Origin of the sequence: Helicobacter pylori (genome assembly GCF_003636935.1) — a bacterium.
Taxonomy (GTDB): Bacteria; Campylobacterota; Campylobacteria; order Campylobacterales; family Helicobacteraceae; genus Helicobacter; species Helicobacter pylori_CH.
In genome coordinates this window covers 22,216-36,915 of sequence record NZ_MVVH01000012.1, presented here as the reverse complement: position 1 = coordinate 36,915, position 14,700 = coordinate 22,216, and the positions used below count along the sequence as shown (strand labels likewise).

The 14,700-nt window shown below is 38.7% G+C and carries 11 protein-coding genes, 1 other RNA gene and 1 pseudogene; 9 read left to right on the top strand and 4 right to left on the bottom strand.

Translation table 11 applies throughout. The features are described 5' to 3' along the window. Nucleotides 1-71: 71 nt before the first annotated feature. The 4 genes from EAL87_RS06805 (at nt 72) to EAL87_RS06790 (ending at nt 2,770) form a co-directional block, all read left to right on the top strand. Nucleotides 72-236 (top strand): hypothetical protein, encoded by a 165-nt coding sequence (locus EAL87_RS06805; RefSeq protein ID WP_000394819.1) that lies wholly within the window; start codon nt 72-74, stop codon nt 234-236. A gap of 9 nt (nt 237-245) precedes the next feature. Beyond that, complete coding sequence (locus tag EAL87_RS06800) at nt 246-1,718, top strand: disulfide bond formation protein B (RefSeq protein WP_120913916.1); 1,473 nt, start codon at nt 246-248, stop codon at nt 1,716-1,718. Nucleotides 1,719-1,753: 35 nt separating this feature from the next. Further along, an RNA gene (gene rnpB, locus EAL87_RS06795) (RNase P RNA component class A) lies at nt 1,754-2,069 on the top strand. A gap of 182 nt (nt 2,070-2,251) precedes the next feature. Next, on the top strand, nt 2,252-2,770 hold the full coding sequence (locus EAL87_RS06790; protein ID WP_341457622.1) for a tumor necrosis factor alpha-inducing protein: 519 nt from the start codon (nt 2,252-2,254) through the stop codon (nt 2,768-2,770). A 2-nt stretch (nt 2,771-2,772) separates the two neighbouring features. On the opposite strand, the gene pbp1a is transcribed toward EAL87_RS06790, so the two are convergent. The 4 genes and pseudogenes from pbp1a to EAL87_RS06770 form a co-directional block, all read right to left on the bottom strand. Continuing rightward, nucleotides 2,773-4,755 (bottom strand): penicillin-binding protein 1A, encoded by a 1,983-nt coding sequence (gene pbp1a / locus EAL87_RS06785; RefSeq protein ID WP_120913912.1) that lies wholly within the window; start codon nt 4,753-4,755, stop codon nt 2,773-2,775. Beyond that, entirely contained in the window at nt 4,756-5,877 is a 1,122-nt protein-coding gene (locus tag EAL87_RS06780) for an aminotransferase class I/II-fold pyridoxal phosphate-dependent enzyme (protein WP_120913910.1), read from the bottom strand. It abuts the gene before it with no gap. A gap of 22 nt (nt 5,878-5,899) precedes the next feature. Further along, nucleotides 5,900-7,201 carry a chemotaxis chemoreceptor TlpD gene (gene tlpD / locus EAL87_RS06775; protein ID WP_120913908.1) on the bottom strand — a complete coding sequence of 434 codons (1,302 nt, stop codon included), beginning with the start codon at nt 7,199-7,201 and terminating at the stop codon, nt 5,900-5,902. Between the two features lie 93 nt (nt 7,202-7,294). Then, nucleotides 7,295-9,077, bottom strand: a pseudogene (locus tag EAL87_RS06770) (ATP-binding cassette domain-containing protein). Between the two features lie 172 nt (nt 9,078-9,249). Between EAL87_RS06770 and EAL87_RS06765 the strand changes: the two are divergent. The 5 genes from EAL87_RS06765 (at nt 9,250) to hefA (ending at nt 14,699) form a co-directional block, all read left to right on the top strand. Beyond that, nucleotides 9,250-10,782, top strand: a complete 1,533-nt coding sequence (locus EAL87_RS06765) for a flagellin A (RefSeq protein ID WP_000885487.1) — start codon at nt 9,250-9,252, stop codon at nt 10,780-10,782. A gap of 115 nt (nt 10,783-10,897) precedes the next feature. Beyond that, entirely contained in the window at nt 10,898-11,554 is a 657-nt protein-coding gene (locus tag EAL87_RS06760) for a 3-methyladenine DNA glycosylase (RefSeq protein ID WP_120913906.1), read from the top strand. Next, a complete protein-coding gene (locus EAL87_RS06755; protein WP_120913904.1) occupies nt 11,551-12,168 on the top strand; it encodes a hypothetical protein in 618 nt (205 codons plus the stop codon). Before EAL87_RS06760 ends, EAL87_RS06755 begins: the two co-directional genes overlap by 4 nt. 68 nt (nt 12,169-12,236) lie before the next feature. After that, nucleotides 12,237-13,256, top strand: a complete 1,020-nt coding sequence (gene hemE / locus EAL87_RS06750; RefSeq protein ID WP_162972689.1) for a uroporphyrinogen decarboxylase — start codon at nt 12,237-12,239, stop codon at nt 13,254-13,256. 9 nt (nt 13,257-13,265) lie between these two features. Next, complete coding sequence (hefA, locus tag EAL87_RS06745; protein ID WP_120913900.1) at nt 13,266-14,699, top strand: efflux RND transporter outer membrane subunit HefA; 1,434 nt, start codon at nt 13,266-13,268, stop codon at nt 14,697-14,699. The last annotated feature ends 1 nt before the right edge of the window (nt 14,700 follow it).

Genomic DNA, 14,700 nt, shown 5'->3' with positions numbered 1-14,700 from the left:
CTCGCCCCTAATTTTTATTTATCCAATAGTTTGTTTTTGAGTATAATCCTACGAAAATTTTAAGGAACGGCATGGAGTTTTTAGGACTGCTTTTGAGTCTAGCCGCTATTTTGATAGCGTTTAAAAAGCCTGAAAAAGAAAATTGGGCGTTTGGGATTTTGATTGTGGTGTGGTTGGTGGAGCTTATTATTTTTATAGCCCATAGCTCTAGCGTTTTGCCTAACATGAATCTATAAGGGGGATGCATGGATAAAGAAACCCGATTTTATAATCTTTTTTCTTTGGCAATTTTAGGGATTTTGATCTTTCCTGTGGGTTTGGCGAATTTTTATTTTGGCTATGTTTTGAAAGATTCGCCTTGTATTTTTTGCTGGGCGCAACGCATCAACATGATTTTAATAGGGGCGGTGGCGCTTTTGGTGGTGCGTTTTGGGTTTAAGCCTAAATACATTGCCTTACTATTACTCATGGCTAGTAGCGGGCTGTATGAGAGCTTTTATCATACTGGTAGCCATGGTTTAGAAGATGTGGGGCAGGGCTTTGCGCTCGCTATTTTGGGCTTGCACACGCAGTTTTGGGCGCTTTTTGTCTTTTTTAGCGTGGTGGTGTTTTTAGCGGTTTTGCTCTTTTTTGCCCCTAATACCCAACCTTTTAAAGATCGTTCATTAAACGCACTCCAAAAAAGCGCTTTTTATGTTTTCTTTATGGTGGTGGGTTCTAATGCAATACAGGCGTTTGTTTCTACCGGGCCTTTCCCTTACATAGGGCAAAGCGATCCGGTGCGCTTTTCTTGGAATTTAAAAGAATCGGTCTGGTCTATGGAGAATTGGGATCATTTGAAATTCCCAAGAAGCGTTTTGGGCAGAAGAGGTGTGGGCGAGCCTTTGAAATTGAGCGCTTTGCCTAGAGATAACGATTATGAGCGTTCGCCTTTAGAAATTACAAAAACTCTAAAGATTGGAAAAAAAGAAGAGCTTTTTTTAAAACTGAATGGAGCGATCACGGATTTGAGTTTCAATGAAGACAAGGCGATCCTTACCACAGAAAACCAAGGGCTTTATCTTGTAAGTAACGATTTAAAAACCATTCATAGCTACATGGTGTTGGATAGCTATTATAGCGCGACGGTGGGGTCGTTCGTGGGGGCGGATTTTAACGAAGATGAAAACATTGTGATCATGGGTAATAATAAAACGAGCGTAGAAATCACTCCTAACAAAAACGCTAACGCGCTTAAAAACTTCCCTTATTTTTTAGAAGGGGCCAACTCTTTTGATGAAGTGGAGCGCAGCCGCTTAAAAACTTCTAGGGCGAAAAACTATTATATTAGCGCTGTAAGAAGAGGGGCTAAATCCACTTATTTGATCACCGCTCCTAACAAACGCTATAAGGATTTGATTATTATCTCCATGCGTAATAGCGACAAACAAGTGCATGCGGAGTCTCTTCTTGAATTAGGTCATGCCAAACTCAAAGAAAAAAGGAAACTGGGCGAGTTAGTTATCAGCACGCTAGCTTTAAAGGACAATCAACTTTATGCGTTCAGTAAGGAATTTAACACGCTTTTAGTCATAGACCCTACAAAAGAAGAGATCCTTGAAGTTTATGGCTTGCCTAAAGAGATTAAAAATATCAGCGCTTGTGGGTTTAGGGATAATGAGCTTGTCCTTGTGAGCTATGAGAATAATAAAAATATTCTCTATACCCTTAATTTTTAAACTCTTTTAAAGCTACTTTTTTCTAATATATCAACGCATTAGAAGATGGTCGCTATTTTAGAATAGAGGAAAGTCCGGGCTACATTAGACAAAATTCCATCTAACGGATGGCTAGCGCAAGCTAAGGGAAAGTGCCACAGAAAGCAAACCGCCTTTTTAAGGTAAGGGTGAAAGGGTGGGGTAAGAGCCCACCAGAGCTGAAGCAATTTAGCTTGTTTGGGTAAACCCAATTTGTAGCAAGAAGCGCATGGTAAGTCTAAATTGATACACGCTTCGCTTGAGGAATATTGCAAAATATTTCCTAGATAAATGGCCATCCATTGACAGAACCCGGCTTATTCTAATGCTTAACTGCGTGTTGATTTTTTAAATAAAGTTTCAATCATTTTATTTTTTTATTTTTTACCTAATTATTGTTTAAAATCTTAAAGATTTATGTTACACTCTGTAAAATCAAAATCAAAGGGGATAGCATGTTAGAAAAATCTTTTTTAAAAAGCAAGCAATTGTTTTTATGCGGATTGGGTGTTTTGATGTTGCAAGCTTGCACTTGCCCAAACACTTCACAAAGAAATTCTTTCTTGCAAGATGTGCCTTATTGGATGTTGCAAAATCGCAGTCAGTATATCACGCAAGCGGTGGATAGCTCGCACATTGTGGATGGTAAGACAACTGAGGAGATAGAAAAAATCGCTACCAAAAGAGCGACAATAAGAGTGGCGCAAAATATTGTGCATAAACTCAAAGAGGCTTACCTTTCCAAATCCAACCGCATCAAGCAAAAGATCACTAATGAAATGTTTATCCAAATGACACAGCCCATTTATGATAGCTTGATGAATGTGGATCGTTTAGGGATTTATATCAATCCTAACAATGAAGAAGTGTTTGCGTTGGTGCGCGCGCGTGGTTTTGATAAGGACGCTTTGAGCGAAGGGTTGCATAAAATGGCCTTAGACAATCAAGCGGTGAGTATTCTCGTGGCTAAAGTGGAAGAAATCTTTAAAGATTCTATCAATTACGGAGACATTAAAGTCCCTATAGCCATGTAAGCTTAGAACAACAAGCGTTCTTCGCTATCGTCTGTTCTTTTGGGGGTGGGGGTGATGGAATTGGGGGTTGAATAGTAGGGGATTTTATCCACGATTTCTTTACGCAAGCCTTTGGGGACATCAAACTTTCTTTTTAAAGAAGGTTCAATCGCTAAAATGTTACGCATGAAATACGAATACACAGGTGCACTCACAACGCTCCCCCCTGTCGCTCCTTTGCTAATAGGTGTGTTATCGTCTCTCCCAAACCAGATCACGCTTTGTAAGGTGGGGGTAAAGCCAATGAACCAAGCGTCAATATTGTTGTTAGAAGTCCCGGTTTTACCAGCGATTTCTAAACCTTTAATGCGAGCCAAACTCCCTGTGCCGTTTTCTACCGCATTCATCAGCACTGAAAGGGTTAAAAAAGCCTGTTCTTTGGAGGTGATTTTTCTGGTTTCCATAGGCGTGAAAGTTTTGACTTCGTTTTGTTGGTTGGTGATGCTTTCAATGAGCATGGGTTTGAGCATGGAGCCGTAATTAGAAAATAGAGAATACTTTTCAGCCGCATCAATGGGCGAGATAGCAAAGCTCCCTAACACAATAGACAAGTCCTTAGGGAGATTTTTAAACCCCATATCGCTTAAAGATTGATAAATTTTTTCAAATCCAAGCTGATCGCTTAAATTGATCGTGGCTAGATTTAACGAATGGCTCAAGGCTTCTTGCAAGGTTACAAGCCCTAAAAACTTGCGAGAATAATTGCTAGGGTGCCATGCGTGGTTTTGTTCGCTGTTTTTGCTATAATTGCCATTTTCAAAGTTTCGTGCGGTATCAGGGATTTTAGAAGTCGTGGAATAGCCATTATCAAAAGCGATTTGATACACAAAGGGCTTTATCGCGCTCCCAAACTGCCGTTTGGCTTGCGTGGCGCGATTGAAAGCGCTTTTTTTATAATCAATCCCCCCCACTAAAGCTAAAATCTTACCAGTGCTCGTTTCTGTAACTATCATGCTAGCGTTTAAATTGTCTTCATCTTCATCAGATGCGTTAGTTTTTGGCTTTTTTTTAGCGATTTTTTCTAAGATTTTTTGATGCCCAAAACGCAAGGACTCTAACGCTAAGCGTTGGTAATCCAAATCTATCGTGAGCTTTATAGTATAGCCTTGAGTTTTTAGCCCGTCTAATTGATCCAATTGCTTCAACACTTCATCCACGACATAGGGGGCGATGTTTTGCGTGGAAGTTTGGTTATAGACGATTGGCACTTCATTGAGAGCGGATTTGAGCTCGTTAGAAGAAATCCAGCCTAAAGAATACAACCGCCTTAAAATATCATTAGCCCTAGAGAGTGAAAATTCTAAATTTTTGGTAGGGTCATAAAAACTTGGAGCTCTTGGCAAGGCGACTAACATGGTGATTTCTTTAAGCGTGAGTTTGTCAAGGGGTTTTTTAAAATACCCTAAACTTGCGGTTTTCACGCCATAATACCCATGCCCAAAAAAAGTTTGGTTCAAATAACGCTCTAAAATTTCTTCTTTGCTTAAGACTTTTTCAATGCGTATAGAAATGATAGCTTCTTTGAGTTTTCTGGTTAGGGTTTTTTCCCGTGTGAGCACCATGTTTTTAACGAGTTGTTGGGTTAGGGTGCTACCCCCTTCAGTGTAACGACCGCTTTTAGCGTTTTTAATCATAGCACGCATGATAGCGTCTAAATTGATCCCCCCATGTTCAAAAAAGAGGGTGTCTTCTACCGCTAAAAGGCTTTCAATGAATCGTGGGGGGATTTCTTCAAAACGTGCATAAAAACGAAATTCTTTGTCGTAAATATTAGCGATCAAACGCCCTTTTCGGTCTAAAATCTGTGAAGCGACGCCCGGGCGATAATCTTTAATTTTAGCAATATCCTTATCCGTAGTTACCCAAACTTGAGCGATAAGAATGGCTAATAACCCTATGACAATCAAAACTAAAACGATAAAACCATAAAAAATCTTTTTTAGCATTTAACCACTCTTAAAAGAAGATTGTATTTTAGAATAATCTAAAAGGGTGTTCGCAAGCTCTTTAGTGTCTTCTAAGCTGTTTTTGAGGGACAAAGAGACTCGTAAAAGGGGTTTAGAAACCGTGGGGGGGCGGATAGCTCCCACTAAAAACCCTTTTTCTTTCAAAAAATGATGAGCGTTTAAAAGAGCGGTATTGCTTTCAAATTCTAAAGTAAAGAATCCTGCAAGCGTTTCAATGCCTAAAGTTTCAAAAATAATCTGTTGGTGTTTGCTAAGCTCATTTTTTAATTCTTGTTTTTGCGCGATAAAGTATTCTAAATGGGCCAAAGTTAAAGCGGTGTCTAACAGGCTTAAAGCGGTGGTGTAAATCACGCTTTTAGCGCGATTGGTTAAAAACTCTATGATTTGTAAAGGGGCTAAAATACACGCCCCATAGCTCGCAAGCGCTTTAGAAAAAGTGCTGAGCTTAATGATTTTGTCTTTTTCTTTGATGCGATAATATTCTAAAAAACCCAACAAATTTTCGCCGATAGTCCCAAAACTATGGGCTTCATCAACGATTAAAAAAGCGTTAGGGATTTCTTGAATGATCTCATAAAAACCATAAGGAGCGATGCTCGCATCCATAGAATAAACCCCCTCAATGGCTATGAATTTGAGCTTATTTTTAGGAGCGTTAAAGAGTTTTTGTTTCAAATCCTTAGCGTCATTGTGCGAGAAAAAAAGCACTTGATCAGGTTTAGCTTTGGTGCTAAAAATCCCGCTTGCATGGTAGTGTTCGTCCATGAATAAGAGAGCGCTTTTGACTAAAAGAGTGTCTATTAAAGCCAGATTGCCCAAAAAACCACTCCCCACTAAAAGAGTGCTTTCAAACCCCAATAAATTGGCTAATCGCTCTTCTAATTCCGCATGCAAAGGGTGGTAGCCATTCACTAGCATGGAAGCCTTGGGGGAATGAGCACCAAAGGATTGGAGCTTATTAAAAGCGTTTTGAAGCAAATCTTTTCTAACGCTCAAACCCAAATAATCGTTAGAAGCGTAATCTCTTAATAAAGGGTCAAACAACTCTCTTTTGCGGTAGCGTTTGGCATGGTGTAGGGCTTCTAAAGATTTAGAAAACATCAAAACACTTCATTGAATGGAATCATTCGCCTTTTTGAATTTTTTCAATGATTTTATTGAGTTCGTCTTGTTTTTCGTAAAACATCTTATCAATATTTTCTTTGACATGTTTAGCACTATCTTCCATTAAATGCACTTTATGCTCTAGGTATTTTAAATCGGTAATGTGATCTTCTTGAACGGCTTTAACCAAATCATTAGCTTCAGCATGCACGCTCGCATGGTAGCTTTCTAAAGCTCTATAGCCTGAAGTGTTGGAAAAATTCTCTTTGCCCGCGCCCTCATAATACCATTTGCCTAAGCGGCAATTCTTATGGCTGGTAATGTCAAAGGAGTTGAGGCCAAAGACCATGCCATAAAGATTGTTTTTAAAGACCACATGATCGAGTTTAGCCAAGCCACAAAACACCCGGTTATTGGTATTGTAGATGGTGTATTTTGCGGCTTGCGCGACAATCATGTTATTTTTTACGGTGGATTTAAGCTCTTCCACATCGCCCTTGATAGAGCCTACAATAGAATTAATGTCATGGGTGTTGGTTTGAATATCGTTGGCTTCTTGTTGCATGCTTTTAACGACAACGGCGATTTCTTTAGTGGCTTTTTGGGTTTTTTCAGCGAGTTTTCTCACCTCATCAGCCACCACCGCAAACCCTCTCCCATGCTCGCCCGCTCGTGCGGCCTCAATAGCGGCGTTTAGGGCTAATAGATTGGTTTGTTCTGCAATATCATCAATCAAAGAAATGACTTGAGTGATTTCATTGCTCCGTTGGTTGAGAGAGTCCGCTAGCGAAGTGGCGTTTTGCATCTTTTCATAAAGCGATTCAATGTCTTGACCCGTTTTATTAACGGTCCCTAATCCTTCAGTAGAATGCGCTTCGCCATTTTTAGCCGCATTTAAGAGCAAGCCCGTTTCTTGATGGAAATACTGCATGCTTTCTTGCGCATTCTCTAAGCCCTCTTTTAAGCTCGCGCAAAAAGTCTTAAACAAATCATTTTTATGGTATTCCCCCACACAACCTGTTTTTTTAGCCAATGAAAAATACTGCACGCCATCAATATTTTGGCTTTTTAAAGAATAAGAAACCCCTTGCAAATCAACGCTCTCTGCATTTTCTTTAAAATGAACGCTTTGTTCTTCTAAATTGTTTAAGCTTGCAAGATTCCCGCTCTTAAAAACCACTTTATTGTTTTTAATACCCACAAAACCTTCATGCAAGCACAAATTTAAAAGGCTTTGATAGAGATTGACTTCTTTTTTTAACTCCGCAATTTCAGAATCTTTTTGACTGATTTGAAGCTGTAACTGCTTATTCCCAAACATGGTGGCATTCCTTATTTAAATTTGAATCTTTTGGGATTATACCTAAAAATAACCAAACATTTTTTGAAATAGCGTTTAAAATCAAGGAAGCGTTCAATCGCTCGTTAGTATTGTTGCTTTCAAAAACAATTCGTAAAATAAGCCCTGTTTCTTTATAAGGGTTTCAAAGTTGCCCTGTTCTATTAGTTTGCCTTGATCTAACACGATAATTTCATCAGCCTGTTTGACGCTACCCATGCGGTGTGTAATGATTAAAGCCATCTTAGATTGCGATTTTTTAAAAATAAAATCTAAAAACTCTTTTTCCATAATGGGATCGATGGCACTTGCTTGGCTCATCTAAAACAACACAATGACTTGGTTTTAAAAAGGCTCTTATAGTGGCTATGCGTTGCTTTTGACCCAGAGAAAAATCTATCCCATTATACTGTGTTCCAAATAATGCGTTGCTATAATCATTAAGACAATTTTGAAAATTCTCATCAAAAGATTTTAGTATTTCTCTTTTTTGTTTTAATTGCTCTTTAGTGATATTGTTTTGCATGAAAAGATTATCATCAATGCTATACCCAGCATAAAGAGAAAAATCTTGGAATATAGCACTCATTTGTTGGTGGTAGCTGTTTAGCTCTAAATCCTGTAACGAGTATTTGTTATTGATAATAATTTGACCTGAATTTGGGGTATAAAAGCCTAACAATAATTTAATCAGCGTGGTTTTTCCGCTAGCATTCTTGCCGACTAGTGCATAAATTTTATTAGAGTGTAAAGAGAGATTAAAGTTTTCAAAAATAGGTTTTGAATTAGGATAAGAGAAACTAATATTTTCAAATGTAATGCTATGGATTTTTTCTTCTAATTTGATTTGTGTTTCTGGTTTTGGCATTTTGTAATCTAAAATACAGAAATAATTTTCAAAGTATTTATTGATAGCAAAAAACCACTTTCCATAAAATGATAAATCTTGTAGTTGCTGCTCAGTAGAGCTAAATGCTTGGATATACCCAGCAATTGCTCCCACACCAATTAATTTTGAAAGGATAATAAAAACCATTAGAAAAAATAGTGCGATACTTAGAGTGGTGGTTAAAATATCAGCATATATGGTAAGCACTAAGTTTTTTTGGGCGATTTTCACAAAATGATTGAGATATAATTCTTTGTTTTCAATAAATTTATGATGAAAATTTAGCATGAAGTTAAATAATAGGTTGTCCTTGTTCTTTTGGTTATCTAGTCCAGAATATAGATAATTTTGTATGCTCTCTTTTTTGTCTTGAAGCTTATCTATGGAAGCGCTATGTTTTTTTGCTATATGGTTGGAGATGAAAATACAAGGCACTGTTGCAAAAATCATTATAAAGGGTAGATAAATACTAATGGAAAATAATATCCCAAACAGACTCACAAGCCCTATAATGCGTTGTAGATTAAAAAAGAGATTACTGACATAATTTAGGGGACGGATGTATAGACCGTTATGGATAGCGTTAAGCTTAATAGTGTGATCTTTGTTTTCAAAAAAATTTAGATTTTTAACTTTTGTGAGTTTATTGGCAAGCTGAGTGATGATGCTTATAGAAAATTGTTCGGCAATAATGGTTTGTAAGCTTGATAAAATTCCTGAGAACACATGCGTTAAAAACAGCAAGGCTCCCCATAGTAGCAAAGTTGGTAACAGCAAGCTGTATTCAAAATGCGTATGATTTTGCAATAGGTCTACCACAATATCAATCAATCTTATCATAACAAGAATATTTATAGATGGAATAATGCCGATAAATAGCACTGTAATTGATGCCAACACAACACATTTTGGTGAGCTTTTATAGAGTAAAATGAAAGTTCTTAGAGGAATGCTTTTTATGGTATCCATTGGTGTTTGCATGCAATAAGATTTGGTATAAATTTTCTTTATTATAACCCATTTTCATACCCCTAATTTTGCTTTTAAAATAAAGCCCTTTAAAATTTCAAACTTTAACCGATAATAGTTCCAACCAAAAGCAAGGATGCCTTTGGGTTTTTTATAACAAGGAGTTACAACAATGGCTTTTCAGGTCAATACAAATATCAATGCGATGAATGCGCATGTGCAATCCGCACTCACTCAAAACGCACTTAAAACTTCATTGGAGAGATTGAGTTCAGGTTTAAGGATCAATAAAGCGGCTGATGACGCATCAGGCATGACGGTGGCGGATTCTTTGCGTTCACAAGCGAGCAGTTTGGGTCAAGCGATTGCCAACACGAATGACGGCATGGGGATTATCCAGGTTGCGGATAAGGCTATGGATGAGCAGTTGAAAATCTTAGACACCGTTAAGGTTAAAGCGACTCAAGCGGCTCAAGACGGGCAAACTACTGAATCTCGTAAAGCGATTCAATCTGACATCGTTCGTTTGATTCAAGGTTTAGATAATATCGGTAACACGACTACTTATAATGGGCAAGCGTTATTGTCTGGTCAATTCACTAACAAAGAATTCCAAGTAGGGGCTTATTCTAACCAAAGCATTAAGGCTTCTATCGGCTCTACCACTTCCGATAAAATCGGTCAAGTTCGTATCGCTACAGGTGCGTTAATCACGGCTTCTGGGGATATTAGCTTGACTTTTAAACAAGTGGATGGCGTGAATGATGTGACTTTAGAGAGCGTAAAAGTCTCTAGTTCAGCAGGCACAGGGATCGGCGTGTTAGCAGAAGTGATCAACAAAAACTCTAACCAAACAGGGGTTAAGGCTTATGCGAGCGTTATCACCACAAGCGATGTGGCGGTCCAATCAGGAAGTTTGAGTAATTTAACCTTAAATGGGATCCATTTGGGCAATATCGCAGATATTAAGAAAAACGACTCAGACGGACGATTAGTTGCAGCGATCAATGCGGTTACTTCAGAAACCGGCGTGGAAGCTTATACGGATCAAAACGGGCGCTTGAATTTGCGCAGTTTAGATGGCCGTGGGATTGAAATCAAAACCGATAGCGTCAGTAACGGGCCTAGCGCTTTAACGATGGTCAATGGAGGTCAGGATTTAACAAAAGGCTCTACTAACTATGGGAGACTTTCTCTCACACGCTTAGACGCTAAGAGCATCAATGTGGTTTCGGCTTCTGACTCGCAACATTTAGGCTTCACAGCGATTGGTTTTGGGGAATCTCAAGTGGCGGAAACCACGGTGAATTTGCGCGATGTTACCGGGAATTTTAACGCTAATGTCAAATCAGCCAGTGGTGCGAACTATAACGCCGTGATCGCTAGCGGTAACCAAAGCTTGGGAGCTGGGGTTACAACCTTAAGAGGTGCGATGGTGGTGATTGACATTGCCGAGTCTGCGATGAAAATGTTGGATAAAGTCCGCTCTGATTTAGGTTCTGTGCAAAATCAAATGATTAGCACCGTGAATAACATCAGCATCACTCAAGTGAATGTTAAAGCGGCTGAATCTCAAATCAGGGATGTGGATTTCGCTGAAGAGAGCGCGAATTTCAACAAAAACAACATTTTGGCGCAATCAGGCAGCTATGCGATGAGTCAAGCCAATACCGTTCAACAAAATATCTTAAGGCTTTTAACTTAGTTTTAAGAAAGGTGTTTATGGGGCTAACGCTTTAAGCGTTGGCTTTTCGCTTTAATTTTTACTTCTTTTTCAATAAAATACTCTTTTTGATTCCTTTTTATTACAGGCGGTTATTGTGTTAGATAGTTTTGAAATTTTAAAGGCTTTAAAGAGTTTGGATTTATTGAAAAATGCCCCTGCTTGGTGGTGGCCTAACGCTTTGAAATTTGAAGCTCTACTAGGGGCGGTTTTAACGCAAAACACTAAATTTGAAGCCGTTTTGAAATCTTTAGAAAATCTAAAAAACGCTTTCATTTTAGAAAATGATGATGAGATCAATCTTAAAAAAATCGCTTCTATAGAGTTTTCAAAGCTTGCAGAGTGTGTCCGCCCTAGCGGGTTTTATAACCAAAAAGCCAAACGACTGATTGATTTGAGCGGGAATATCTTGAAAGACTTTCAAAGTTTTGAAAATTTTAAACAAGAAGTAACCAGAGAGTGGCTTTTAGATCAAAAGGGCATTGGCAAAGAAAGCGCGGATGCGATTTTATGCTATGCGTGCGCTAAAGAAGTGATGGTGGTGGATAAATACAGCTATCTTTTTTTAAAAAAATTAGGCATAGAGATAGAAGATTATGACGAATTGCAACATTTTTTTGAAAAAGGCGTTCAAGAGAATTTAAATGCCGCTTTAGCGCTCTATGAAAACACCATTTCTTTAGCGCAACTTTATGCGAGATTCCATGGAAAGATTGTGGAATTTTCCAAACAAAAATTGGAATTAGAGCTTTGATTTTTAGATTTTTCTTAATCTTAAGCCTTTTATTGGGGGTTTTGCCAGCCAAAAAAGACTGGAATTTTTTCAAACCTTTAGAGCCTACTAAAAAATATTTTGGCTCTTTTAAAATCGGCTATCTTTACCAACATGCCCAAACGACTAAAAGATCCCCCATCCGCCCTAAAAACCGCCCTCCTATTTTAATGGATAAAATTTATCATGACGCTTCTTTAGGCTTTCAAGCAGGGTTCGTTTTAAAAAAGAAAGCTTTATTAGGGGGGTATTTGGATGCAGGAATGGGCGATTCGTATTTCATGAGCGCTGGGTTTATGGCTGGGGTGAGGCTTTTTAGGGGGTGGGTTATCCCTAAAATCGCCTTAGGTTATCAGCTTCAAATTTTAGGGGCTAAGATTGATAAGTATCAATTCAATATCCAATCAGCGGTGGGGAGTGTGGGCTTGTTTTTCAATGCGGCTAAAAATTTTGGCTTGAGTATAGAAGCAAGGGGCGGTATTCCTTTTTATTTTATCCAAAGCAAATTTTCTAAAGCCTTTGGCACGCCACGATTGAATATTTATTCTATTGGTATCACATTCACTTTTTATGACTTTACGAGATTTTTAGGGTAAAATGTTCATTTTAAAAACTAACTATAAAGTATAAAAACCATAATTAGACAAACCTTTAAGGATTTATGATGATTTTCATTGATGCATGTTTTAGAAAGGAAACGCCTTATACGCCCATTTGGATGATGAGACAAGCCGGGCGTTACCTTAGCGAATACCAAGAGAGCCGTAAAAAAGCGGGGAGCTTCTTGGAATTGTGTAAAAATAGCGATTTAGCCACAGAAGTTACCCTACAGCCGGTAGAGATTTTGGGCGTGGATGCGGCTATTTTGTTTAGCGATATTTTAGTAGTGCCTTTGGAAATGGGCTTGAATTTGGAGTTTGTCCCCAAAAAGGGGCCGCATTTTCTAGAGACCATTACGGATTTAAAAAGCGTGGAAAGCCTAAAAGTAGGGGCTTATAAACAACTAAACTATGTCTATGATACGATTTCTCAAACGCGCCAAAAGCTTTCTAAAGAGAAAGCGCTAATCGGTTTTTGTGGATCGCCTTGGACTTTAGCGACTTACATGATAGAAGGCGAGGGGAGCAAATCGTATGCCAAAAGCAAGAAAATGCTCTATAACGAGCCTGAAGTTTTAAAAGCGCTTTTAGAAAAATTAAGCCTTGAATTGATAGAGTATCTGAGCCTTCAAATCCAAGCAGGGGTCAATGCGGTGATGATCTTTGACTCATGGGCTAGCGCTTTAGAAAAAGAAGCGTATTTGAAATTCAGTTGGGATTATTTGAAAAAAATCTCTAAAGAGCTTAAAAAACGCTATGCGCATGTCCCGGTTATCCTTTTCCCTAAAGGGATTGGCGCTTATTTGGACAGCATAGATGGGGAATTTGATGTGTTTGGCGTGGATTGGGGTACGCCTTTAGATGAGGCAAAAAAGATTTTAGGCGATAAGTATGTTTTGCAAGGGAATTTAGAACCCACCCGCCTTTATGATAAAAACGCTTTAGAAGAAGGGGTTGAAAAAATTCTAAAAGTCATGGGCAATCAGGGGCATATTTTTAATTTAGGGCATGGGATGCTGCCGGATTTGCCTAGAGAAAACGCCAAGTATTTAGTGCAATTAGTGCATGCTAAAACCAGGCGATAGGGGGGCTTGATGAACACTATTGTAAGATGCATGAGCCTATTAGGCTTGTGCGTTACTCTAACTCTAGCCCAAAGCCCCTCTAAAACCCCTGATGAAATCAAGCAAATCCTTAACAATTACAGCCATAAGAATTTAAAGCTCATTGATCCGCCGACAAGTTCTTTAGAAGCGACACCGAGTTTTTTGCCCTCGCCCAAAGAAACAGCGACCACGATCAATCAAGAGATCGCTAAATACCATGAAAAAAGCGATAAAGCCGCTTTGGGGCTTTATGAATTGCTTAAGGGGGCTACCACTAATCTCAGTTTGCAAGCGCAAGAACTCAGCGTCAAGCAAGCGATGAAAAACCACACCATCGCCAAAGCGATGTTTTTGCCCACTTTGAACGCGAGTTATAATTTTAAAAATGAAGCCAGGGATACCCCAGAATTTAAGCATTATAACACGCAACAACTCCAAGCTCAAGTCAAATTGAATGTGTTTAATGGTTTTAGCGATGTGAATAATGTCAAAGAAAAGTCTGCCACTTACCGCTCTAATGTGGCCACTTTAGAATATAACCGCCAAAGCGTGTATTTGCAAGTGGTGCAACAATACTACGAGTATTTTAATAATTTGGCTCGCATGATCGCTTTACAAAAGAAATTAGAGCAAATCAAAACAGACATTAAAAGGGTTACCAAACTCTATGACAAAGGGCTGACCACGATTGATGATTTACAAAGCCTAAAAGCGCAAGGGAATTTGAGCGAATACGATATTTTGGACATGCAATTTGCTTTGGAGCAAAACCGCTTGACTTTAGAATACCTCACCAATCTCAGTGTGAAAAATTTGAAAAAGACCACGATTGATGCACCTAATTTGCAATTAAGAGAACGAAAAGATTTAGTTTCTTTAAGAGAGCAAATTTCTGCACTCAGATACCAAAACAAGCAACTCAATTATTACCCCAAGATAGATGTGTTTGACTCATGGCTTTTTTGGATCCAAAAACCCGCTTACGCTTTGGGGGGTTTTGGGAACTTCTTCCCGGGCCAACAAAACACGGCTGGGGTTACTGCGACTTTGAATATTTTTGATGATATAGGCTTGAGCTTGCAAAAACAATCCATCATGCTAGGCCAATTAGCGAATGAAAAGAATTTAGCGTATAAAAAGCTAGAGCAAGAAAAAGACGAACAGCTTTACAGAAAGTCGCTTGATATTGCCAGAGCCAAGATTGAATCTTCCAAGGCCAGTTTGGATGCGGCTAATCTTTCTTTTGCCAATATTAAAAGGAAATACGACGCTAATTTAGTGGATTTCACCACCTATTTAAGGGGCTTAACCACGCGCTTTGATGCGGAAGTGGCTTACAATTTAGCGCTCAACAATTATGAAGTGCAAAAAGCCAATTACATTTTCAACAGTGGGCATAAGATAGACGACTATGTGCATTAAG